This is a genomic window from Pseudophaeobacter sp., from assembly GCF_048267565.1.
GTDB lineage: Bacteria > Pseudomonadota > Alphaproteobacteria > Rhodobacterales > Rhodobacteraceae > Pseudophaeobacter > Pseudophaeobacter profundi.
Window position 1 is genome coordinate 136024 of the sequence record NZ_JBLWXG010000007.1, and the last position, 21637, is coordinate 157660.

23 protein-coding genes are annotated in these 21637 nt (G+C 60.5%); 16 read left to right on the plus strand and 7 right to left on the minus strand.

The annotated features are described in order from the left end of the window. Window positions 1-52: 52 nt before the first annotated feature. The 9 genes from cyoE (at window position 53) to ACN0VH_RS15510 (ending at window position 8187) form a co-directional block, all read left to right on the plus strand. Window positions 53-994 (plus strand): heme o synthase, encoded by a 942-nt coding sequence (gene cyoE, locus ACN0VH_RS15470; protein ID WP_278921327.1) that lies wholly within the window; start codon window positions 53-55, stop codon window positions 992-994. A 1-nt stretch (window position 995) separates the two neighbouring features. Next, window positions 996-1160 (plus strand): cytochrome c oxidase system small membrane protein, encoded by a 165-nt coding sequence (locus ACN0VH_RS15475; RefSeq protein ID WP_232403756.1) that lies wholly within the window; start codon window positions 996-998, stop codon window positions 1158-1160. Next, a complete protein-coding gene (locus ACN0VH_RS15480; RefSeq protein ID WP_278921325.1) occupies window positions 1160-1759 on the plus strand; it encodes a cytochrome c oxidase assembly protein in 600 nt (199 codons plus the stop codon). The genes ACN0VH_RS15475 and ACN0VH_RS15480 overlap by 1 nt, the downstream gene beginning before the upstream one ends. Window positions 1760-1770: 11 nt before the next feature. Further along, entirely contained in the window at window positions 1771-2583 is an 813-nt protein-coding gene (locus ACN0VH_RS15485) for a cytochrome c oxidase subunit 3 (protein WP_278921324.1), read from the plus strand. Window positions 2584-2709: 126 nt separating this feature from the next. Continuing rightward, window positions 2710-3384 (plus strand): SURF1 family protein, encoded by a 675-nt coding sequence (locus ACN0VH_RS15490; protein ID WP_278921323.1) that lies wholly within the window; start codon window positions 2710-2712, stop codon window positions 3382-3384. 4 nt (window positions 3385-3388) lie between these two features. Beyond that, window positions 3389-4777, plus strand: a complete 1389-nt coding sequence (gene thrC, locus ACN0VH_RS15495) for a threonine synthase (protein ID WP_417701100.1) — start codon at window positions 3389-3391, stop codon at window positions 4775-4777. Window positions 4778-4787: 10 nt separating this feature from the next. Then, on the plus strand, window positions 4788-6050 hold the full coding sequence (locus tag ACN0VH_RS15500) for a M16 family metallopeptidase (protein ID WP_278921321.1): 1263 nt from the start codon (window positions 4788-4790) through the stop codon (window positions 6048-6050). Further along, complete coding sequence (locus ACN0VH_RS15505) at window positions 6050-6634, plus strand: GNAT family N-acetyltransferase (protein ID WP_278921320.1); 585 nt, start codon at window positions 6050-6052, stop codon at window positions 6632-6634. Before ACN0VH_RS15500 ends, ACN0VH_RS15505 begins: the two co-directional genes overlap by 1 nt. 131 nt (window positions 6635-6765) lie before the next feature. Then, window positions 6766-8187, plus strand: coding sequence for an FAD-binding oxidoreductase (locus ACN0VH_RS15510; RefSeq protein WP_417701102.1), 1422 nt, complete (start codon window positions 6766-6768; stop codon window positions 8185-8187). A gap of 221 nt (window positions 8188-8408) precedes the next feature. Here ACN0VH_RS15510 and ACN0VH_RS15515 read toward each other — a convergent pair whose 3' ends face one another. From ACN0VH_RS15515 to ACN0VH_RS15530, 4 genes are all read right to left on the minus strand, one after another. Beyond that, a complete protein-coding gene (locus ACN0VH_RS15515) occupies window positions 8409-8948 on the minus strand; it encodes an adenine phosphoribosyltransferase (protein WP_278921318.1) in 540 nt (179 codons plus the stop codon). Window positions 8949-9064: 116 nt separating this feature from the next. Beyond that, complete coding sequence (locus tag ACN0VH_RS15520; protein WP_417701104.1) at window positions 9065-10075, minus strand: DUF418 domain-containing protein; 1011 nt, start codon at window positions 10073-10075, stop codon at window positions 9065-9067. A gap of 153 nt (window positions 10076-10228) precedes the next feature. Continuing rightward, entirely contained in the window at window positions 10229-11092 is an 864-nt protein-coding gene (locus ACN0VH_RS15525; RefSeq protein ID WP_417701174.1) for an S-methyl-5'-thioadenosine phosphorylase, read from the minus strand. A 210-nt stretch (window positions 11093-11302) separates the two neighbouring features. Beyond that, window positions 11303-11716: a MerR family transcriptional regulator gene (locus tag ACN0VH_RS15530; protein WP_417701106.1), complete on the minus strand. Its 414-nt coding sequence runs from the start codon at window positions 11714-11716 to the stop codon at window positions 11303-11305. 82 nt (window positions 11717-11798) lie between these two features. Here ACN0VH_RS15530 and ACN0VH_RS15535 point away from each other — a divergent pair, with 82 nt between their 5' ends. Next, window positions 11799-12320, plus strand: coding sequence for a DUF2938 family protein (locus tag ACN0VH_RS15535; RefSeq protein WP_278921314.1), 522 nt, complete (start codon window positions 11799-11801; stop codon window positions 12318-12320). A gap of 102 nt (window positions 12321-12422) precedes the next feature. Then, the gene (locus ACN0VH_RS15540) at window positions 12423-14066 is read left to right on the plus strand and encodes a SulP family inorganic anion transporter (protein ID WP_417701109.1); all 1644 of its coding nucleotides are present in this window, start codon (window positions 12423-12425) and stop codon (window positions 14064-14066) included. A gap of 109 nt (window positions 14067-14175) precedes the next feature. On the opposite strand, the gene ACN0VH_RS15545 is transcribed toward ACN0VH_RS15540, so the two are convergent. Together ACN0VH_RS15545 and ACN0VH_RS15550 are read right to left on the minus strand one after the other, a co-directional pair. Further along, a complete protein-coding gene (locus ACN0VH_RS15545) occupies window positions 14176-14817 on the minus strand; it encodes a CatB-related O-acetyltransferase (RefSeq protein ID WP_278921312.1) in 642 nt (213 codons plus the stop codon). Window positions 14818-14826: 9 nt separating this feature from the next. Next, window positions 14827-15432, minus strand: a complete 606-nt coding sequence (locus ACN0VH_RS15550) for a flavin reductase family protein (protein ID WP_278921311.1) — start codon at window positions 15430-15432, stop codon at window positions 14827-14829. Window positions 15433-15526: 94 nt separating this feature from the next. Here ACN0VH_RS15550 and ACN0VH_RS15555 point away from each other — a divergent pair, with 94 nt between their 5' ends. From ACN0VH_RS15555 to ACN0VH_RS15570, 4 genes are all read left to right on the plus strand, one after another. Further along, window positions 15527-16120, plus strand: coding sequence for a GNAT family N-acetyltransferase (locus ACN0VH_RS15555; RefSeq protein WP_417701112.1), 594 nt, complete (start codon window positions 15527-15529; stop codon window positions 16118-16120). A gap of 46 nt (window positions 16121-16166) precedes the next feature. Continuing rightward, window positions 16167-16934 carry an EcsC family protein gene (locus tag ACN0VH_RS15560; RefSeq protein ID WP_278921309.1) on the plus strand — a complete coding sequence of 256 codons (768 nt, stop codon included), beginning with the start codon at window positions 16167-16169 and terminating at the stop codon, window positions 16932-16934. 162 nt (window positions 16935-17096) lie between these two features. Further along, window positions 17097-17678, plus strand: coding sequence for a DUF1178 family protein (locus ACN0VH_RS15565; protein WP_417701114.1), 582 nt, complete (start codon window positions 17097-17099; stop codon window positions 17676-17678). A 33-nt stretch (window positions 17679-17711) separates the two neighbouring features. Next, window positions 17712-18353: an SDR family oxidoreductase gene (locus ACN0VH_RS15570; protein ID WP_417701116.1), complete on the plus strand. Its 642-nt coding sequence runs from the start codon at window positions 17712-17714 to the stop codon at window positions 18351-18353. Window positions 18354-18526: 173 nt separating this feature from the next. Here ACN0VH_RS15570 and ACN0VH_RS15575 read toward each other — a convergent pair whose 3' ends face one another. Continuing rightward, entirely contained in the window at window positions 18527-20338 is a 1812-nt protein-coding gene (locus ACN0VH_RS15575) for a trypsin-like peptidase domain-containing protein (RefSeq protein ID WP_417701118.1), read from the minus strand. Window positions 20339-20652: 314 nt separating this feature from the next. Between ACN0VH_RS15575 and ACN0VH_RS15580 the strand changes: the two genes are divergently transcribed. Next, window positions 20653-21618: a glycine--tRNA ligase subunit alpha gene (locus tag ACN0VH_RS15580; RefSeq protein WP_417701120.1), complete on the plus strand. Its 966-nt coding sequence runs from the start codon at window positions 20653-20655 to the stop codon at window positions 21616-21618. The last annotated feature ends 19 nt before the right edge of the window (window positions 21619-21637 follow it).

Below are 21637 nucleotides of genomic sequence, written 5' to 3' on the forward strand. Positions count from 1 at the left end.
CCAGAGAAATGCGCAGGGTTCTGCGCATTTCTGGTCGACAAAAGGGTCTATGATGAGCGACGCAAGCATCAACGCCAGCACTCCCCGTGAAGACGAGGCCAGCTTTGGCGATTATTTCTCGCTGCTGAAGCCACGGGTGATGTCACTGGTGGTCTTTACGGCCTTTGTTGGCCTGTTGGCGGCCCCGGTTGGCGTGCATCCGGTGATTGGCTTTTGCGCTGTTTTGTTCATCGCCATCGGTGGCGGGGCCTCTGGCGCGCTGAACATGTGGTGGGATGCCGATATCGACCGGGTGATGAAGCGCACCAAATCGCGCCCCATTCCGGCGGGCAAGGTTGAAGCGGGCGAGGCGCTTAGCCTCGGGCTGGCACTGTCGGGTCTGTCGGTGATCATGCTGGCATTGGCTACCAATGTGCTGGCCGGGGCCTTTTTGGCCTTCACCATCTTTTTCTATGTGGTGGTCTATACCATGTGGCTAAAGCGGGCGACGCCGCAGAACATCGTGATCGGTGGCGCTGCGGGGGCGTTCCCGCCAGTGATTGGCTGGATCGCAGCCACTGGCACCATGTCGGTGGAACCCTGGCTGATGTTTGCCCTGACATTCATGTGGACGCCGCCGCATTTTTGGGCGCTGGCTCTCTTCATGCGGTCGGATTACGATGATGCCGGAGTGCCGATGCTGACGGTGACTCATGGGCGCCGCTCTACACGGGTTCACATCCTCGTCTATACGATCTTGCTGGCTGTTCTGGCCGTTGGAACTGCGTTTTCCGGTATTGGCGGGCCGATCTATCTGGCCGTCGCTTTGGTGATGAATGCGCTGTTCCTGCTGGGCGCCTGGAAAATTTTCCGCCGCGACGAAGACAACTCGGAAGCGGATAACTTCAAGGCAGAGCGCGGCTTCTTCAAGCTGTCCTTGCTCTATCTGTTTTTGCACTTTGGTGCCATTCTGGTGGAAGCAAGCCTGAAACCCTATGGACTGGGAGGCTGGTAAAATGGCTTTGAATAAAGAACACGATCTTCACAAACGCCGCTTTGGCCGCAATATGGGCGTCGGCCTTTTGTTGGGCAGTTTCGTGGTGCTGGTGCTGGCCCTGACTATGGTCAAGGTGACCTCGAACGGGTTTCAGTTTCCGCAGGAACAGGGGGCACAGGACTGATGGCGATGCAGGGTCCACAAAAGACGGTTCTGCAGTTGGTGGCCGTCGTTATCACCATGGGCGCGCTCTCCTGGGCTTCGGTGCCGTTTTATGACTGGTTCTGCCGGGTCACGGGCTTTGGTGGTGTCACAGGCGTGGCCGCGCGCGGTTCCGACACCATCCTGAACGATACCGTTACAGTGCGCTTTGATGCCTCCAAGGAGCGGGACTTTGCCTGGGAATTCAAACCCGTGCAGCGCGAAATGGAGATCCAGATCGGTGACACCGGCCTGGCGTTCTATGAAGCCTACAATCCAACGGACCGGCCTATTGCAGGCCAGGCCTCTTACAATGTGACGCCCTATTCCGCAGGTGCGTTCTTTGAAAAAATCGATTGCTTCTGCTTTACCGAGCAGGTGTTGCAACCGGGGGAACGGGTGGAAATGCCCGTAACCTTCTTTGTCGACCCGGAAATTGTTACCGACCGGGACGGAAAATTCGTGCATACGATCACGCTTTCGTACACGTTTTATGAAATCGATCTGCCCGAGGGCTATGCAGCCCTCGAGACCGGGGAAAACACCGGGGCAGATCTTACCACGAACCAGGCCGATGGGTGAGGGACACTTAAATGGCGCACGCTAAAAATCACGATTTTCACATTCTGCCTCCATCGATTTTGCCGCTTATGGCGTCTGTTGGTGGTTTCATCATGCTTTTCGGGGCAGTTCTCTGGATGCACGGCATCACCGCCTGGATGTTCTGGATCGGCCTGGTTGCCGTTCTGTACACTGCCTTTGACTGGTGGTCCAAAATGGTCGTAGAGGCCCGCGAGGGCGATCACGCCCCAGTTGTCCGGATTGGTCTGCGCTACGGCTTCATCCTGTTTGTGATGTCCGAAGTCATGTTCTTCTTTGCCTGGTTCTGGTCGTTCTTCAAACATGCGATCTACCCGATGGAGACCTATGTCGGCACCGAATATGTCGCCCCTGCGATCCATGCCGTTGATGCATTCCATCTGCCGCTGATGAACACGCTGGTGCTGCTGCTTTCGGGCTGTGCCGTCACTTGGGCGCACCATGCGCTGGTGCATGACAACGACCGCAAGTCGCTGGTACAGGGCCTGGCCATCGGCATCGTTCTGGGCGTCTTCTTCACCCTGTTGCAGGCCTATGAATATTATGAACTGCTGGCGCATGAGGGCTGGAAGTTCGGCGAGGATGAGTTCTACTCGAACTTCTTCATGGCGACGGGCTTCCATGGTTTCCATGTTCTGCTGGGCACCATTTTCCTGATCGTCTGTCTGATCCGTGCGATGAAGGGCGATTTCACCCCTGAACAGCACGTCGGTTTTGAAGCCGCAGCCTGGTACTGGCACTTTGTCGATGTCGTCTGGCTGTTCCTGTTCTTTGCCGTCTACCTCTGGGGTGCCCCTGCCATGTAATCTGGCAGCTGTGTCCGGCCGAATGTACCGGGTACATGTTTGAGGTTTTAAAACCAGGCAACAGACCGTATCAAGCACAGCGCATGGGGAAACTCATGCGCTGTTTTTTATGGCAACGGGACTGATATGCAGCGACTGGGTTTTCTTGCGGTCATTGGTGGGCTTGGGCTTGCAGCCCTGGTAAGCCTTGGCATCTGGCAGGTGCAGCGCCTCGCCTGGAAAGAGGAGCGTCTCGCAACGATCCAGGCACGTATTACGGCCGCGCCCGTGCCCCTTCCACCCGCGCCCAGCCCTGACAGTGATGCCTACCGGGCCGTGGCCCTTCGCGGAGAGATCGAGGAGCCGGAGCTGCATGTTTTCTGGGTCACCAAAGAGGCTGAGACCGGCTATCGCATCATCGCGCCGCTTGTCACGCAGGAGGGGCGGCGGATTCTGTTGGACCGCGGTTTTGTGCCATCAGCGGCCAAGGGCAGGCTCCGTAGCGTCGGGGCCAGTGCGATCACCGGGAACCTTTTGTGGCCTGACGAAGGTGATTGGACAACGCCTGCGCCCGAGTTGGACACAAACATTCTATATGCACGCGATGTCACCTATATGGCAAAACGCTTGGGCACAGAGCCAGTGCTAGTTGTCGCGCGCAGCGTGTCGCCCGAAACCGCAGTTCAGCCGCAGCCCGTGACAAGTGCTGGCATTCCAAACAACCACTTGCAATATGCGATCACCTGGTTTTCGCTGGCCTTCATCTGGGCCGCGATGACTGCCTCTTTCCTATGGCGCACAAACGCTAAATCCGAAGGTTGAAGCGATGAAATATATCTCTACCCGTGGCCAGGCGCCCGAACTGTCATTCGAAGACGCGATGCTGACGGGGCTGGCCCGTGATGGCGGGCTGTATGTGCCAGCCGAAATCCCACAGATGAGCCAGGCAGAGATCGCAGCCCTTGCCGGATTGTCTTACGAGGAAACCGCCTTTCGCGTGATGCGCCCTTTCTTGGGCGATTGTTTCACCGATGACGAATTTCGCGGCATTATCGAACGCGCCTACGCCGGGTTCAACCATGCCGCCCGCGCGCCGCTGAAACAGCTGGCGCCGAACCATTTCCTGCTAGAGCTGTTCCATGGCCCGACGCTGGCCTTCAAGGACTTTGCCATGCAGTTGATCGGCCAACTGTTTCAGGTGGCGCTGGAACGGCGCGGCGAGCGGGTGACCATTGCCGGCGCGACATCAGGCGATACTGGATCCGCCGCGATGGAGGCCTTTCGCGGCCTCAGCAATGTCGATGTCTTCATTCTCTATCCGCATGGTCGCGTGTCCGAGGTGCAGCGGCGCCAGATGACGACGCCTGCTGACAAGAACGTTCATGCCTTGGCGCTGGACGGCGATTTCGATGATTGCCAGGCGCGCGTCAAAGACATGTTCAATGATTTTGAGTTCCGCGACGGGGTGAAGCTCGCCGGGGTGAACTCGATCAATATCGCTCGGGTGCTGGCGCAGGTGGTCTATTACTTCTCTTCCGCCGTCAGCCTTGGCGCCCCTGCGCGCGAGGTGAGCTTTGCCGTGCCCACCGGTAATTTTGGTGATATCTTCGCCGGCTATATCGCCAAGCAGATGGGCCTGCCGATCAAAGACCTGGTGGTGGCCACCAATCAGAACGATATTCTGCACCGCTGCCTGAGCGGGGCAGGCTATCACAAGGGGGACACCGTGCCTTCGATTTCTCCGTCGATGGATATTCAGGTCTCGTCAAACTTTGAACGCGCCTTGTATTTTGCCTATGACAAGGACGCAGGTGCGGTTGCGCAATTGATGGAAGAGCTGAAGTCTGGCGGATTTGAGGTGAGCCAGGGTGCCATGCAGGCCCTGTCCGAAACCTATAAATCGGGCCGCGCATCCGAGGCGGAAACCCTGGCGACGATCAGGTCTGAACTTGCCGCGTCGGGAGAGTTGCTGTGTCCGCATGGGGCCGTGGCGGTCAAGGTCGCTGCAGAGCATCGCGAATCCAAGGTGCCGATGATTACCCTGGCCACCGCCCATCCCGCCAAGTTCCCTGCCGCCGTCAAAGAGGCCTCTGGCCTTCATCCGGCGCTGCCTGAACGGATGGCCGATCTGTTTGAACGCGACGAACGGGTCAGCCAGATCGCCAATGACCTTGGCGCCATTGAATCCCATATCAGAAAGAACATCACAGAGTGAGAAACAAACAGTGAGCGTCCAGCAACATCAACTTGCCAATGGCTTCCGTCTGGTGACGGAGTCCATGCCGGGGCTGCAATCCGCCTCTATCGGGATCTGGGTCACAGCTGGTGGGCGCAACGAGCGGCTGGAGCAAAACGGTATCGCCCATTTCCTTGAACATATGGCGTTCAAGGGCACCAAGCGGCGGTCTGCGTTGCAGATCGCCGAGGCGGTAGAGGATGTCGGCGGTTACATCAACGCCTATACTAGTCGCGAGGTCACGGCCTATTATGCGCGGGTGCTGAAGGATGATGTGCCGCTGGCGTTGGATGTCTTGGCCGACATCCTGCGCAACCCGGTGTTTGATCCGCGCGAAATCGAGGTAGAGCGTGGCGTGATCCTGCAAGAGATCGGCCAGGCGCTGGATACGCCGGATGATGTGATCTTTGACTGGCTGCAGGAAGAAAGCTATCATAATCAACCTCTTGGTCGCAGCATCCTTGGCCCGGCAGAACGGGTCAGCGCCTTCAGTCGCGAAGATCTGACTCAGTTTGTTGATGAACACTACGGGCCAGAGCAGATGATCCTTTCTGCTGCTGGGGCTGTGGATCACGCCACTCTGGTGAAATTGGCCGAAGATTTGTTTGGCGATATGGAGTCCCGCCCCGGCCGGGTGATGGAACCGGCCCAGTTTACCGGCGGTGAGGCGCGCCATACAAAAGAGCTGGAGCAGGCGCATTTTGCCCTGTCTTTTGAAAGCCCGGGCTATCGGGACGATGCGATCTATACGGCGCAGATCTATGCGGGTGTTATGGGCGGGGGCATGTCCAGCCGCCTGTTCCAGGAGGTGCGCGAGAAACGCGGGCTGTGTTATAGCATCTTCGCCCAGGCCGGCGCGTATGCCGATACTGGCAGTACCACGATCTATGCGGGTACTGCAGGCGATCAGCTGGAAGAACTGGCCCATATCACCATTGATGAGATGAAGCGTGCAGCCCAAGACATGAGTGACGCCGAGGTTGAACGCGCCCGCGCCCAGATGAAGGCAGGCATGCTGATGGGGCTGGAAAGCCCGACCAACCGGGCTGAACGTCTGGCACGTCTGGTTCAGATCTGGGAACGGGTGCCGCCGCTGGAGGAAACTGTCGCCCTGATTGATGCGGTCAGCACCGAGGATGTGCGCCAGATGGCCGAAGAGCTTGCCCTGCGCGCCCCCGCTGCCATGGCGCTCTATGGTCCTGTTTCGGGGGCCCCTAGCCTTGCTGCGCTGCAGGCGCGTCGTATCGCCTGATGTTGCTGAGCCGTCGCAAACTCCGACTTGAAACAGAGCGGCTGACGCTGCGCCCGCCGGTGCATTCGGATTTTCAGCCCTGGGCAGCGCTGCGGTTGAAAAGTCAGGCCTATCTTACCCCCTGGGAGCCAGCCTGGGCGGCGGATCATTTGGGACGCAAGTCCTTTACCAATCGGGTTTATTGGGCGCAGCGCTCGATCTCTTCTGGCACGGCGTTGCCGCTGTTTCTGATCCGGCGCGAAGATCAGGCGATTGTCGGGGCGATCACCCTGGACAATATCCGGCGTGGACCGGCGATGGCGGGAACGCTGGGGTATTGGACGGGGCAGCCCTTTGGCCGACAGGGCTACATGCGTGAAGCCATAGGCACGGTGGTGCACTATGCCTATGGCAAGCTTGATCTGAGCCGGATCGAGGCGGCCTGCCTGCCTGAAAACACCGCATCGCGCGGGTTGTTGGAAAAATCCGGCTTTAAATACGAAGGTGTGGCGCAGTCCTATTTGCAGATTGCCGGGCGCTGGCGCACCCATGTCCTCTATGCGGCGCTGCGACATGATCGCCGGGGGCGAACCCAGGTCGGTTGAGTGTTATTTGCTGTGCGATTTCACCGGTGGATTTGCAGTCACCCGGTGAAATCGCACAGCTGCCGGGCTGAGTTGTCCATGATCCAGGCCAAGAGGCTTGCCATTGGGCGCCGGATTGGGGATGCAGGGGCATGACATATAAATCCGCTGATGCTGTCTTTGCTGCCACCCTCTCTGCCGCGCTGCCAGAAGGGGTACTGTGCCGATGTGAACCGCGATATCTGGAAGAGCCACGTGGCCGCTATCAGGGGCAGGTGGGTCTGCTGGCCAAGCCAACCTGCACTGACCAGGTTGCCACCCTTGTGCGCGCAGCCAATACCGCGCGTGTGCCGGTGGTGCCCTATGGTGGCGGCACCGGGCTGGTTGGTGGACAGGTCATGCCCGAAGGGGCTGCGCCCTTGTTGATCTCGCTGGAACGTATGGCGCGCATCCGGGCTGTCTATCCACAGGAAAACGTGCTGGTGGCCGAAGCCGGTGCCATTTTGGCCGATGTGCAACAGGCAGCCCTGGCGCAGGACCGGCTGTTTCCGCTGTCGCTGGCAGCCGAAGGCACGGCGCAGATTGGTGGCAACCTGGCCACCAATGCCGGCGGGGTCAATGTGCTGCGCTATGGCAATGCCCGTGATCTCTGTCTTGGGCTTGAGGCCGTGTTGCCAAATGGCGAGATCTGGAACGGGCTGAGCCGCCTGCGCAAGGACAATACCGGCTATGACCTGCGCAACCTGCTGATCGGCGCCGAGGGGACTTTGGGCGTGATCACCGCAGCCACTGTTAAGCTGGCGCCAATCCCGGCCCGGCAGGGGGTGGCGATCTTTGTTGTGCCAACGCCCGATGCCGCGATTGCCCTGTTGGCTCTGGCGCGTGATCGTCTGGGCGAGGGGGTAAGCGCCTTTGAACTGATGCACCGGCAGGGGCTGGCGTTTCTGGCAGAGCATCTGCCACAGCTGCGCCAACCCTTTGCCGAGCCGCCCACCTGGTCGGTGCTGATCGATCTCGGGCTGTCGCGCGGGCAAGATCCGGTTGCGGCCCTCACAGACCTGTTTGAAGCGGCGCTAGAGGCTGGGCTGACCGAGGACGGGGTGATCGCGCAATCGCAAACCCAGGCGCAGGCGCTCTGGGCGATGCGGGAACAGATCCCCGAGGCCAACCGCATGGTCGGCTCGATCTCCAGCCATGACATTTCGGTGCCGATTTCGCAGATCCCTGATTTCATCCAGGCCGGTGGTGCGGCAATTGCCGCCCTGGGCGAGGGGGATATGCGGGTCAACTGCTTTGGGCACCTCGGCGATGGAAACCTGCACTATAACGTCTTTCCGGCCCCAGGAAAATCGCGAGTAGACTATGAACACCTTGCTGCAGATGTCAAACGCAGGGTGCATGACCTGGTGCAGGAACGGGGCGGTTCTTTCAGCGCCGAACATGGGGTCGGCCGGATGAAAGTGGCCGACCTGCAGCGCTATGGCGATCCGGTGAAACTGGCGGCGATGCGAGCGATCAAACAGGCGCTGGACCCTAATGGGATCATGAACCCCGGTGCGGTTCTGCCGCTGTAGCGGGTTTGATACGGCCTGCGAGGCAGTAAAGGGGGCGCTCCCGCGTAGCCTGTGCCCTTCCTGCGGAAGGACCGGCCACTTGGGCCCGGCGCCGCGCATCCGCGCGGCGCGCCTTTATGGCTGTTCCAGCCATAAAGGCCATGCCCAACGGGAAGGTCTCCATGTGAATGGAGGCCTGACGGGCGGGAGGACACCGCCCTGTCAGAACTAGGGATGAGAGGCTATTCGCCCTCGAATTCGCATAAGACGTGCACATCCATTCCCATGTTTTCCAGAACCTTGCGGCCACCTAGATCGGGCAGATCAACGATAAAGGAACAGGAAATGATTTCCCCGCCCAGGCGTTCGATCAGTTTGATCCCGGCAGAGGCGGTGCCGCCTGTCGCGAGGAGGTCATCAACCACGAGAACCTTTTCGCCCGGCTGAATGGCATCTTCATGGATTTCGACGATGGCTTCGCCATATTCCAGCTTGTAGTCTTGGCTGATGGTGCGGCCCGGCAGCTTGCCTTTTTTTCGGATGGGCACAAAACCGACGCTGAGCTGGTGGGCAATGGCTCCGCCCAGGATAAAGCCCCGCGCCTCAAGCCCGACGACCTTGTCGATCCGTTCTCCGGCATAGGGGTGCAGCATCTGGTCGATGGCCATGCGAAAGCCGCGCGGATCGGCAAAGAGCGTGGTGACATCGCGGAACATGATGCCCTCGTGGGGGAAATCAACAATGGTGCGGATATAGTCTTTGACGACTGTCTTCTTTGGCATGGTTCGGCTTTCCGTTATTGGCAGATGGTATCGTAGGGCGCGCCTTCAGGCCAACAGGGTTTGGCTGATGCAGAGGACGCACGCAAGGGGTGAGGGTGCGGCGCATCCCCATGAGGTCAGCGAAATACTCGAGTTGTCAGGCGCATCAGGCCTTCCAGTGGGCCGCGTCTGGCGAAGAGCCCCCAAAGCCAGCTTAGCATCATGGAGAGCGCACAGAAGCCAAGGCTATAGCCTAAGATCTGCTGCGGGGTGAGACTGCCATCCAGCTGCCCCAGGGCCTCCAGCGTGCCCATGCCCACCAGGATATGCGCGATATATAGGCTCAGTGCGATCCGCCCCGGCGCGGCCAGCCATTCGCCGAGGCCAAGCCGGTCCAGGGTTGGGGTGGCGCGCAGTGTAAGGCCGAGAACCAGCGCGGCACTGCCGCTGGCAGCGAGGATGTAGAACGGCCCCGGCGGCAGCGCTGCGGTGCCGAGAACTGCGGCCAGATCCGGATCTTGTACCATTTGGCCGGGCAGGATGGCCAGCAAGGCGCTTGTGCCACCCCAGAGGATTAGCCGGGTCTGAACTGCTTTTTGTCCCAGATCCTGCCGCCCGATCCACATGCCAATAAAGACAAAGCTTATCCAGGGGAATACGGGGTGCCAGCCGTTGAAAAAGGTGTGGCGCAGAAATCCTTCCAAGGTCCAGAACTCTGCGTAGCTCAGGTCATTCCAATCCCAATGTGCCTCATAGTCCAGCAGCAAAAGCCCCAGGAGGCCAATCACTACCGCGCCAAGCGCGGCGGCCAGCAGGTGGCGGGGGGCCACTTTCACAAAGGGCAGGGCGAGCAGAAAATACAGTGCGTAGAAATGCAGAATATCCGCCTCGAATACCTGCAGGTTCAAGAGCCCCAGCGCAAAGAGAACCCCGGCCCGTGCAAGAATTTCGCGTTTGGTGCTTGTGCCCATGCTCAGGCCAATCCCGGCCAGTACAACAAAAAGCGCCGCGGCACGTCCCTCCAGGCTGTTGGTCAGCAGCGAGGCAAAATCCTGTCCGGCAGTGACCTGCGCTGCAATCCTGAAATTCACCAGAACCATGCCGCAATAGGCAAGAAACCGTGCAATATCCAATCCATTTTGGCGCATGTGGAGCTCTCTCAAATTTGTCTGACAACTATGAATGTGTCTCATCACGTCGCCGTGAAGCTACCTATCTAATGAAGGGGCGGGCGGCGAAATATAAAGGGGGCAGGCAAAAAGGCCCGCCTCCAGTTGCGAAAAACTGCCTGTTGGCGGCGGTCAGCCCAGCACCCGGCCCGCCACCGCATCCAACTTTGCCAGCAGGGCCGGATCGCGTTTTTCGGGAGCAGTCATCACGGCGAATTCCAGCGCGCGGTCGCAGCCCTGCGGACAGGGGGCGCGTGCAGGCCCCAAGAGCGCGGGCAGATGGCGCACCAGCGCGCGGGCATGGCTGGAATTGCCCTGTAGCGTGGACAGAATATCGCTGATATCGACTGCCCCGTGATCAGGGTGCCAGCTGTCGTAATCGGTGACCATGGCGATGGAGGCATAGCAGAGTTCGGCCTCGCGGGCGAGCTTGGCCTCGGGCATGTTTGTCATGCCGATCACATCACAGCCCCAGCTTTCGCGATACATTTTGGATTCCGCTATCGACGAGAACTGCGGCCCCTCCATACAGAGATAGGTGCCGCCGCGATGCACCGTTACGCCTGCCGCGCGGGCGGCCTGTTCAGCTGCATCGGACAGGCGGGCACAGGTCGGATGGGCAACACTTACATGGGCGACGCAGCCGGTCCCAAAGAAGCTTTTCTCGCGGGCGAAGGTCCGATCGATGAACTGATCGACGATGACAAAATCTCCCGGCGCCATTTGCTCGCGGAAGGATCCGCAGGCGGAAACAGAAAACACATCCGTCACCCCAAGCCGCTTGAGCGCGTCGATATTGGCGCGGTAGGGCACTTCGGTTGGCGAATGGACATGGCCGCGCCCGTGGCGGGGCAGGAAGGCCATTTTCACCCCGTCCAGCTGCCCGGTGAGGATCTGATCCGAGGGCGCGCCCCAGGGGGTTTCAACCGAGGTCCAGCTGGCGTCCTTCAGCCCGTCGATTTCATAAATGCCGGATCCGCCGATCACGGCGATCATGGTGTCCTGTGTCACGCGTCTTGCTCCTGTTGTATTCGGTTGGTTCTCTGCCTGCCTGCGTGCCCACCTACCTGGTTGGGGCGCTGCGGTTGTGCCTGTTGATTTGTGCCTGTTGATTTGTGCCTGTCTGGTGGCAGTTTGACAACTGCAGCAACCACTGTACCGGACGGCTGGCTGGCGGTCTTTGGTGGTGGTTTGCGGTGGCGCGGCCTATCGCAGGCTGCGGTCGGGGTGCTGCAGGGCGCTGTCCATCATCTTGCGAAAGGTGGGGCATTGGGAATGCTGCGGCGCCTGGCAGCGGGCGACATGACGGAGTGCGCGTGACAAGATGGCCAGTTCGCGTATGCGGTGGTCAACCTCCTCTGCGCGGCTGAGCAAGCGGTCGCGATCAAGGGTGAAATCCGCCTGCGCCGCACTGGCAGGGCCAAAGATGTTGGCAATATCGCGCAGCGAGAACCCGGCCCGCCGCCCCATGGCAATCAATGCCAGACGGTCCAGCACCGAGGCGTCATATTGCCGACGCAGCCCCTTGCGACTGTCGGCGGCAATCAGGCCCAGCTCTTCATAATAGCGCAGGGCAGAGGGCTTCACACCAGCCCGGGCGGCCACGTCGGCGATATCCATCGATTTCATCTTGACCTCAAGTGCGCTTTAATTCGCAAACAAGACACCTGTTACAATCATCCGTCAAGAAAAGGAGTTTTGGATGAGCGGGTTTTATCTGGAAATGGGGCGCATTCTGTTGGTGGGGCTTATCGCGACGGGGGTTATGGATGTCTGTACCTTGCTGCGCAGCCGCCTGTTGCACGAGAAATCCATGGATTGGGCCCTGGTGGGGCGCTGGCTGGGACAGCTAGCGCAGGGCCACTGGGTGCTGAAGGATGCAAAGACCGCCCCGGTGCAGCCTTTTGACCGGGCTCTGGGCTGGCTGTTTCACTATGTGGTTGGCGTTGGGCTGGCTGCGGCGATGTGGCTGGTGCTGGGGCGCGCGGCACTGGCAGAGCCACAGCTGCTGGTGTGCCTTGGTTTTGGCGCGCTGACCGTGGTGATCCCGATGGCAACCCTGCAGCCGGGGCTTGGGCTGGGGCTTGCGGCGCGCAAACTGCCTAACCCCTGGGCCGCGCGCAGACGTAGTTTGCTGACCCATCTCAGCTTTGGGCTGGGGCTGTATATTGCGGCAGCTGCTGTAGCCAGTGTTCAGACCAGTGTCTTGGCCTGGCCAATCTGATCGGCCAGGCCGCCGACAGCGGCCCCAGCCCTTGTGCCATTGGCGAAATTCCGCTAGGGGCGGGCAGCGAACAAAGCTCCTCCAATCACAGGTACCCCCCCAATGAGACGCGCCGCCATGGCCCTGCTGGCCAATCATATCTCCCCGCCGAACCTTTCGATCATGCAGGACGAAGGCTGGTCCGTTGCGCGGGTGCGCACCGAGATCCTGTCGGGTTTCACGGTCTCGCTGGCCCTGGTGCCCGAAGCGGTGGCCTTTGCCTTTGTTGCCGGGGTGCACCCTCTGGTTGGGCTTTATGCGGCGTTTATGGTTGGGCTGGTAACAGCCTTGATTGGCGGGCGTCCGGGGATGATTTCTGGCGCCACCGGTGCGTTGGCCGTGGTGATGGTTGCGCTGGTGGCCCAGCACGGGGTCGAATATCTTTTTGCCACCGTGGTTCTCATGGGCATTTTTCAGCTGATTGCCGGGGTGATGCATTGGGGGAAATTCATCCGTCTGGTGCCGCATCCGGTGATGTTGGGTTTTGTGAATGGTCTGGCGATCGTGATTTTCCTGGCGCAGATGACGCAGTTCAAGGTGCCGGGCAGTGGTGGCGCCGAGTGGCTGTCTGGGCTGTCATTGATGGTGATGCTGGGGCTGGTCGGGCTGACCATGGCGATCATCTGGGCCACACCCAAGATCACCTCGATCATTCCCGCGCCGCTGGCCGGGATTGGCATCGTGGCCGGTATCGTGATCGTCTTTGGCCTAGATGTGCCGCGTGTGGGGGATATGGCGTCGATCAAGGGGGCCTTGCCCTCGCTGCATAATCCCTTTGGCCAAGGGCTGGGCATCTACGGGGATATGCTGGCACCGTTCAATCTGGAAACGCTTAAGATCATCCTGCCCTATGCGGTGATCCTGGCCGCCATTGGCCTGATCGAGAGCCTGCTGACGCTGAACCTGGTGGGGGAAATCACTGGCAAGCGGGGCGGCGCCAGTCAGGAATGCATCGCCCAGGGCACTGCAAATGTGATCACCGGTTTCTTTGGCGGCATGGGGGGCTGTGCCATGATTGGTCAGTCGATGATTAATGTGAAATCGGGCGGTCGGACCCGGATTGCCGGTATCGTCGCGGCGCTCTGCCTGTTGTTGTTCATCGTCGTGGCCTCGCCATTGATCGAGCAGATCCCGCTGGCGGCGCTGGTGGGCGTGATGTTCATGGTGGTGATTGGCACCTTTGCCTGGAACAGCCTGAAAATCATGACCAAAGTACCGCCGATGGATGCCTTTGTGATTGTTCTGGTGACTGTCGTTACCGTCATGAGCGACCTTGCCATTGCGGTTGTGGTTGGGGTGATCGTGTCGGCGCTGGCCTATGCCTGGAACAACGCACGCCGTATTCATGCCATCACACGCGAGTCCGAAAGTGAGGAAGGCGCCAAGGTCTATGAGATTGAGGGGCCGCTGTTCTTTGGCTCTACTGATGGCTTCATCGAGCTGTTCGACGTGGAAAATGACCCCGACAAGGTGATTGTCGAATTTGAACGCAGCCGAGTTGTGGACCAGTCAGCGTTGCAGGCAATCGAGGTCATCGCCGGCAAATATGAGGCGGCAGGCAAGACCTTGATGCTGCGCCACCTTAGCCGGGATTGTCATGAATTGCTGGCTAAGGCCGGCCATCTGATGATCGATAGCGACGATGATCCTGAGTATCAGGTAGCGGCGGACTATTCGGTCAAAACCGGGATTCTTGGCGGTCACTGATCCTGCTGCCACCCGGCCAGTTTGTTGTGCGGTCGCGCCCCTGACGGGGCGCGGCTTTTTTGTTTGGGGGTTCGGATTTACCCAAGCAGCAGGTCAGGGCTGGCGCGGGTCAGTCGGGGGCGAGGCTTTCCAGCATTTCGAGATCGCCCGACAGCAGGGCCGGTTCGGCGCGCGACAGCAGCTCTTGTGGCCAGTGCCACCATTTCAGCGAGAGCAGTCGCGCGATCTGCGGCTTTGGAAAGCGAAAGCGGGCAATGCTGGCAGGGTTGCCAGTCACGATCGCATAGGGCGGTATGGTGCCACGCACGACCGCGCCCGCGCCGATGATGGCACCATCGCCGATCCGGGCACCGGGCAGGATCATCGCACCGTAGCCAATCCAGACGTCGTGGCCAATGACCGTATCGCGCGTATCGGGCTGAAAGCCTGCCATCTGATCCGGGTCAAACACTGGGAAGGGATAGCAGCTGATCCCCTCTTGGGCGTGATTGGCCGAGGCGGTGATAAAGCGCACGCCATGGGCGATCTGGCAAAACCGGCCAATCACCAGCCGTTCACGCGCCCCGGCAAAGAGATAGGGGGCGAGGTGGCTGGCCCAGTCCTGCGGAGGTTGAAAATCGGAGGCATAGCTATAGTCCCCAACCTGGATATTGGGGTGCGAAATCACACGCGACAGCATGACTGTTCCGGCATGGGGCTGGCCATCTGGCAAGACGATCGGGTTGCGCAGGGCCGGGTTGGGCAGGGGCATCAGAAATCCTTAGTCATCAGGGCGTGCCAGCGAGAAGACCTCGCGGATTACGCTGTAATCACGATAGCCCATCCGGGCCAGCGGTTGGAATGTGGTCACATCAAAGATGCCATCGCGCAGGCAGTCGTCGCGCAGATGAATGCCGGTGACCTCGCCAAAGGCGACCCGGTTGGCCGCGCCCGGCAGGGTGACGATCTGGGTGAGCTTGCATTCCAGCGCCGCTGGGGCCCCGTCGATCCTGGCGCAGTCAATCGTGTCGCAGTCTACAGCCGTGAGGCCGGCATGGTCGAATTCATCCACTTCTTTGGCCAGCGCCTGCGAGGTGGCATTCATTGCGTCGCGCATCTCGTAGCCGACAATATTGACGCAAAAGACGCCGGTTTCCTCGATATTTGCCAGGCTGTCCTTGGTACCGGGCTGGTCGTCCTTGCTGCCGGTCGAGGCAAACATCACCTGCGGCGGCGTATAGGCAACACCATTGAAAAAGGAATAGGGTGCCAGATTGTCGTGCCCATCAGCGGCGCGTGAAGAGATCCAGCCGATCGGACGCGGCGTGATCAACGCGTTAAAGGGGTTGTGGGGCAGCCCGTGGCCGTCTTCGGGGCGATAGAACATGTCGCGTCTCCAATTGTTTGCCCCAGACTTACGCCCGTGCTAGGGCGATTTCCAGCCCCGAGAGATGCGGGCAAGCGCGCGGAGGTCGAGTAGCGTGATCGAATTGTTGGCAGAGCAACCCGATGATCGTTGGGAGGTTGAGGCGCTATATGACCTGTGCTTTGCGCCGGGGCGCGAGGCGCTGTCGTCGTATCGCCTGCGCGATGATGTGCCACCGGTGCCGGGGTTGAGCCAGGTAGCCCGTGATGAACTGGGCATTTTGGCGGGCGCGATCCGATTCTGGCCTGTCCATATTGAACGCTGCGATCCGGTGCCCCGGGATTGCGTTTCCCAGGCCGTCGCCCGGAAGGTCACCAATGCCGAAGAGGTGCCGAATACCCGTGTCACCGCGCTGTTGCTCGGGCCGGTTGCCGTCCATCCCACCCACCAGGGAGAGGGGCTTGGCGGCTCTCTCATTCGTGACAGTCTGGCCAAGGCGGCAGAGCATGGCTGGCAGCGGGTGATGCTGGTCGGTGACGCACCCTATTATCAGCGCTTTGGATTTCGCCGTCTTGCGGGTGTCGAAATGCCGCCGCCGACAAACCCGGATCGGGTGCTGGGCTTGGCGACGGCTCCGGGGGCCTGGCAGGGGGTTTCCGGGCGGGTGGTTCGCTGGGAAGCTGCTGGCGCCCCCCTAGCCGGACCTTGAAACCCGTGCCCTGCGGGCCAATCTTTTCCTAAAGGAGTGCGGCAGGATGAGTGAGATACTGACAGATCGGCGCAGCCTGACGGGGGCCGAGTTCGAGGCCGAGCTTGCGGCCCTGGCGCAGCGCTACCAAGCGGCAAGTGGCCTTGGGGTCAATCTTCTCAATGTGCTGGGCGGTCAGGTCGAGAGTGTGTTGGCACGGTTGCCAGCCGGGCTGCGCGGCCAGTTGGAGCAGTCGACCCAGCAGGCGTTGCATCTGGCCATGCAGGCGGCGCGTCAGTCCCGCCGGGTGGTGCCGGGGCAAACGCCCAGGGTCAATCGTTTGGTCAGTACGGCCATGGGGGCAGCAGGCGGCGCTGCCGGGCTGCCGGGGGCGCTGATAGAGTTGCCGGCGACGACTGCCTTTTTATTGCGCACGATTCAAGATGCCGCCGCATCCGAAGGGTTCGACCCCGATGCGCAAAGCGTGATGTTTGACTGCCTGCGGGTCTTTGCTTCTGCCGGGCCATTGGCTCGGGATGATGGGGCTGAAACTGCCTTTTTCTCGCTCCGGTTGAGCTTGTCTGGCCAGGCGATCAATCAGCTGATCAGCACGGTGGCCCCCCGTCTGGCCACTGCACTGGGGCACAAGCTGGCAGCGCAATCAGTGCCCATTTTGGGCGCAGCCGCCGGGGCTACGGCGAACTATGTCTATTCGGGCTATTATCACGAGGTGGCCCTGGTGCATTTTGGCCTGCGCCGCCTCGCGATTGACGCGGGGCTGCCCGAGGCGCAGGTGCTGGAGGGATTTATCAGTCACTTGCCGCTGGCCCCGTGATCCGCTGGCCCGGCGCCCCATGACGCGGCCTCCTTTGAGCGCCGATCTATCCTGACGGCGAAAGCCTAACATAGGCGTCGTTCCCCCGCAGGAGGGCCATTTTTTGTCTTGATTTTGAATTTACTGCCCCGCTATTCAGCAAAGCCTGCTACGAGTAAGAGAATGATAAACTACAGCCTGAAATGCGCCGAAGGTCATAGCTTTGACAGCTGGTTCCAGTCGGCCTCTGCCTTTGATAAACTGGCCTCTGCCGGGCTGGTGACCTGTTCCTTTTGTGGCAGTGCCAAGGTCGAAAAGGCCATCATGGCGCCACGGGTGCGCACCGGGCGCAAAGCTGTTTCAGGCATCGGTGAACCAGAGCAGAGCAGCCCGGCGTCGGATCCCGGCCAGCAGGGCGGCGACAGCAGGGCGGCGACAGCCGCTATGTCCCCAGCAAAGGTTGACCCCGAGGTCAGCCATGGCCCCCGGGGCGGCCCCGTTGCCGGTCCTGGCGCGCTGAGCGCCCCGGCAGAGGGGCAGGCCGCAGAACTGCAGCGTGCCCTGCGTGCGCTGCGCCGTCAGGTCGAGGCCAACTCTGATTATGTGGGCAAGGATTTTGTCAGCGAGGCACGGGCGATGCATCTGGGCGATACGCCGGAACGCGCTATTCATGGTGAGGCCAAACCAGAAGAGGCCAAGGCCTTGATAGAGGAGGGTATTCCGGTTTTGCCATTGCCCTTTGGGCGCAATCGGAAGACAAATTAGACCAGCTAACACAGATTTATGAGGCAAGATCCCATGCATATCGTGATTACCGGTGCCAACCGTGGCATTGGCCTTGAAATGGCCACTCAGCTGCGCAGCCAGGGTCATGAAGTGACTGGCACATCGCGAGATGGCTCTGGCAGTGCGCAATTGGATGTAACCGATCCAGCTGCACAGGCCCGATTTGCCCGCGAACTGGCGGGGCGCCCTGTTGATCTTTTGGTGTGCAACGCAGGTGTCTATCTCGATAAAGGGATGGAGCTGGAAGACTATACCGCCGAAATCTGGAGCCAGAGCATGGCGGTGAATGTCACTGGCGTCTTTTTGACGGTGCAGGCGCTGCTGCCGAACCTGCGGCTTGCGGATGCGCCCAAGATCGCGATCATCTCTTCGCAGATGGCCAGCCACGCGCGGGCGCCCGGCGGCAGCTATGCCTATCGGGCATCCAAGGCGGCGGCGCTGAATGTGGGTCGCAATCTGGCCACGGATCTGCGCCCCAAAGGCATTGCCGTGGGGATCTATCATCCCGGCTGGGTGCGCACCGATATGGGCGGCGATCAAGGCGATATCTGTGTGGAAGATGCAGCCCGCGGTCTGATTGAAGAAGTCGAGGTGCTGACCCTGGGGACGACGGGATGTTTTCACACTTGGGATGGCCGCATCCATCCCTATTGAACCGGCCCCTTGCTGAAGGCTTTGCCGGGGGCCACGGCAACAGCGCGGTGCCGTGGCTGACATCCGTATCGAAACAAAAAGACGCCGATGGGAAACCACCGGCGTCTTTTTGTTTTTTGTTCTGGATCGCGGCACAGAAACAGGTGCCGCGATCTTGGCTGATTGGTCTTGGGTTAGTCCCAGCAGCTGACCAGAACGGTCATGCCTGTAGCGCGGCGTGTCAGCGCCTGATTGGTCAGATCCGAGCCCGCAGGCTGGGTCTTGGCGCTTAGCCCGGCGCTGTCCAGCGCGCTGCGGATGGCGGCAGCATTCACCGCAAAGCTCACCCCGTCGGGCAGTTGGCGATCATTGGCCGCCTGCGGCAGCAGCATACCCAGTACCGCACCCGAGGCATCGACAACCGGTCCACCGGCATCGCCGCTCTGCGCTGTCAGTTCAAGTCGGGCAATATCGGTATTGCCATCCAGGCTTTTTACATCCGCCAGCTTACCCCAAGTGAGACTTGGCGCGCCCAGAACCCCCTCATAGGAGAAGCCAGAGACCGCAATATCGGACTGCAGGCGCGGGCTGTGGCCGCTTAGTTCTGCCACGGCCATGGGGGCCAGCGCCTGCGCAGGGCGCAGGATGGCCAGGCCATTTTTGCTGTCACGCGCAAGCACCTCGGCCGTGTAGCCATGATCCAGCGTCACGCGGGTGCAGCCCTGCACCACATCAGAAGTGGTCACAACCGCACCATCGGTGCTGACAAAAAAGCCAGAGCGCGACATCTTGGGCTTGCGGATTTCCAGGCCGGACAGCAGATCGATATTCTGCTGAATATCGGCACCGGCGGCATCATCCAAAACGCCGTCTCGGCGTTCAAAGCTGTCCTGCATGGCAGCCAGAACCCGGGCGCGGCGGGCTTCGTCGTTGGCGGGCCAGATCAGGGTAAAGCCCTTGATTTCACCATTCTTCAGGCTGGCCTGGGTGAAGGAGGTAAAGCGGCTGTTGCGCCCTTCCAGGGTGAAGCTGTCGCCGCTGCGCTGACGTGGGCCTTCCAGCGGCACGATTTCCAGCGTCTGCATGATGTCATAGAGACCGTAGAGCGTACGCTTGTCGCCGCGCTGACTGATCAGCAGCACCCGCAGGCCCAGATCGCCAGAGCTGTCGTAATGGGCAAAGGGTGGTTCGTAGCGGGCAAACCCTACCTCTGCGGCGGGGATCTCCAGCGAGATGCCAGCCTGTTCATCGGTGATCCGGCGCATGCCAACCGAAATCAGTGGCGCGTTATAGTCATCCATCAACGCCTGGCGCTGCGCGGTGGTCAGCACTCCTGTCGCCTCATGGCCGTTCGAGACCTGCCAATCCGACATGGATGCGCGGGTGCCGCGACCAAATGCACCATCAATGGCAGAGGTGTAAAACCCGGCCGCCTTGAGCGCGACTTGCAGGTCTTTGCGTTCGTCCCTGCTGAGCAGGCTTTCACTGCGCCGCGCCTGTGCCGGGGTTTCGTCTGGCAGGGCTGGCGCCGGGTCCGCAATAGCAAGAGGCGCGGTATCTGGGGTCTGGCCGACCTCTGGGCTGGCTGGCGCCGTAGCCGTTGCATCCGGATTCTGCGGTGCAGGATCTGCCGGTGCTGCATTCGTCTGGGCCGCGTCTTCGCCCAGCGGATAGAACTGGGTGCGCAGGTTGGCGGGAAAGGCGATGAAACTGTCGCGCGGGATCTGCCCTTCAGAGCGATAGACCTGCAGCACGCGATTCGCATCTTCGCGGGTATAGGGGCCAATTAGCACCCCGTACCAGCCGCCGCCCAAGGAAAACCCGGCCACATCCGGCAGCCTGGCGGCGATTGCGCGCGCCTCTGCGCTGGCCGAAGCCAGAGAGGGCCGCGCGGCCACCTGGATCCAGACGGTTTCCTGCGTGTTTTGCTGTGCCTGGGCAGGCACGACCAAGCCAATGGCCAGCGCTTGTAGCGACAGAACCAATGCGGCGATCAATTTTTTCATTATCAGGACCCTATCCCGGTAAACCAAATTATTGCGGCGCAGATAAACATTTTGCAGCGGCAAAGGGAACGCCTCTTGCGGGGGGGAATTCCCCCGGCGCTGCAGCAAACTGGGGATTATGGCCTTATTGCCACGGCAAATCCGGTTGGCCGGGCAATTGTTGTGGCAAAAGGCGGGTTTCGGCCCGTGCCGTGTGTGGCAATGGTCCTCTGGCGGGGGCTGGTGGCGTTCTAGCCGTTGACCCTGCCGGGGGGCTTGCATAGGAAGAAGCGCGCATTTGCTGCTGCACTTCGCCCCATACGAAGGATTTGGACATGACCCAGACCACCGGCCATACATCTGAGATGACATCTGGCGCGGCCAGAGCCGCTCCGCGCTCTTTTCAAGAGATCATTCTGCGGCTGCAAAATTACTGGGCTGGCCAGGGCTGCGCCATCATGCAGCCCTATGACATGGAAGTGGGCGCAGGCACCTTTCACCCGGCCACCACGCTGCGTTCGCTGGGCAGCAAGCCCTGGGCGGCTGCCTATGTTCAGCCTTCGCGTCGCCCCACCGATGGGCGCTATGGTGAAAACCCCAATCGATTGCAGCATTACTACCAGTTTCAGGCGCTGATCAAACCCAGCCCGCCCAATCTGCAGGAACTGTACCTCGGCAGCCTTGAGGCAATCGGCGTTGACATGTCCCTGCATGATATCCGCTTTGTCGAAGACGATTGGGAAAGCCCAACCCTGGGGGCCTGGGGCCTTGGCTGGGAAGTTTGGTGCGACGGTATGGAAGTCAGCCAGTTCACCTATTTCCAGCAGGTCGGCGGCCACGACTGCCACCCGGTTTCCGGCGAGCTGACCTATGGGTTGGAGCGTCTGGCGATGTATGTGCTGGGCGTCGATCATGTGATGGACATGCCCTTTAATGACCCGGATGCGCCGATCCCGCTGAGCTATGGCGATGTCTTCAAGCAGACCGAAGAAGAATACGCTCGCTGGAACTTTGATGTGGCTAACACCGATGTCCTGCTGCGCCACTTTGAAGAGGCCGAGGCCGAATGCGCCACCATCCTGGCCCAGGCCTATGACGACCCAAAGACCGGCAAACGTATTATCATGGCGCATCCTGCCTATGACCAGTGCATCAAGGCCAGCCATATCTTTAACCTGCTGGATGCCCGTGGGGTTATTTCTGTGACGGAACGCCAGGCCTATATCGGGCGGGTGCGCAACCTGGCCAAGCAATGCGCTGATGCCTTTGTGCAGACCAGCGCCGGTGGGTTCGCCGCCTAGGGCGGCTGACGAAAAGGCG

What these genes read in the sequence shown, in the direction of transcription:
- ACN0VH_RS15510 (WP_417701102.1), top strand. Translation starts at nt 6,766, where the DNA reads ATGACATATAAATCCGCTGATGCTGTCTTTGCTGCCACCCTCTCTGCC.
- thrC (WP_417701100.1), top strand. Translation starts at nt 3,389, where the DNA reads ATGAAATATATCTCTACCCGTGGCCAGGCGCCCGAACTGTCATTCGAA.
- ACN0VH_RS15560 (WP_278921309.1), top strand. Translation starts at nt 16,167, where the DNA reads ATGAGTGAGATACTGACAGATCGGCGCAGCCTGACGGGGGCCGAGTTC.
- ACN0VH_RS15565 (WP_417701114.1), top strand. Translation starts at nt 17,097, where the DNA reads ATGATAAACTACAGCCTGAAATGCGCCGAAGGTCATAGCTTTGACAGC.
- ACN0VH_RS15520 (WP_417701104.1), bottom strand. Translation starts at nt 10,075, where the DNA reads ATGCGCCAAAATGGATTGGATATTGCACGGTTTCTTGCCTATTGCGGC.
- ACN0VH_RS15480 (WP_278921325.1), top strand. Translation starts at nt 1,160, where the DNA reads ATGGCGATGCAGGGTCCACAAAAGACGGTTCTGCAGTTGGTGGCCGTC.
- ACN0VH_RS15515 (WP_278921318.1), bottom strand. Translation starts at nt 8,948, where the DNA reads ATGCCAAAGAAGACAGTCGTCAAAGACTATATCCGCACCATTGTTGAT.
- ACN0VH_RS15525 (WP_417701174.1), bottom strand. Translation starts at nt 11,092, where the DNA reads ATGATCGCCGTGATCGGCGGATCCGGCATTTATGAAATCGACGGGCTG.
- ACN0VH_RS15475 (WP_232403756.1), top strand. Translation starts at nt 996, where the DNA reads ATGGCTTTGAATAAAGAACACGATCTTCACAAACGCCGCTTTGGCCGC.
- ACN0VH_RS15490 (WP_278921323.1), top strand. Translation starts at nt 2,710, where the DNA reads ATGCAGCGACTGGGTTTTCTTGCGGTCATTGGTGGGCTTGGGCTTGCA.
- ACN0VH_RS15535 (WP_278921314.1), top strand. Translation starts at nt 11,799, where the DNA reads ATGAGCGGGTTTTATCTGGAAATGGGGCGCATTCTGTTGGTGGGGCTT.
- ACN0VH_RS15530 (WP_417701106.1), bottom strand. Translation starts at nt 11,716, where the DNA reads ATGGATATCGCCGACGTGGCCGCCCGGGCTGGTGTGAAGCCCTCTGCC.
- ACN0VH_RS15505 (WP_278921320.1), top strand. Translation starts at nt 6,050, where the DNA reads ATGTTGCTGAGCCGTCGCAAACTCCGACTTGAAACAGAGCGGCTGACG.
- ACN0VH_RS15540 (WP_417701109.1), top strand. Translation starts at nt 12,423, where the DNA reads ATGAGACGCGCCGCCATGGCCCTGCTGGCCAATCATATCTCCCCGCCG.
- ACN0VH_RS15580 (WP_417701120.1), top strand. Translation starts at nt 20,653, where the DNA reads ATGACCCAGACCACCGGCCATACATCTGAGATGACATCTGGCGCGGCC.
- cyoE (WP_278921327.1), top strand. Translation starts at nt 53, where the DNA reads ATGAGCGACGCAAGCATCAACGCCAGCACTCCCCGTGAAGACGAGGCC.
- ACN0VH_RS15575 (WP_417701118.1), bottom strand. Translation starts at nt 20,338, where the DNA reads ATGAAAAAATTGATCGCCGCATTGGTTCTGTCGCTACAAGCGCTGGCC.
- ACN0VH_RS15570 (WP_417701116.1), top strand. Translation starts at nt 17,712, where the DNA reads ATGCATATCGTGATTACCGGTGCCAACCGTGGCATTGGCCTTGAAATG.
- ACN0VH_RS15550 (WP_278921311.1), bottom strand. Translation starts at nt 15,432, where the DNA reads ATGTTCTATCGCCCCGAAGACGGCCACGGGCTGCCCCACAACCCCTTT.
- ACN0VH_RS15485 (WP_278921324.1), top strand. Translation starts at nt 1,771, where the DNA reads ATGGCGCACGCTAAAAATCACGATTTTCACATTCTGCCTCCATCGATT.
- ACN0VH_RS15545 (WP_278921312.1), bottom strand. Translation starts at nt 14,817, where the DNA reads ATGCCCCTGCCCAACCCGGCCCTGCGCAACCCGATCGTCTTGCCAGAT.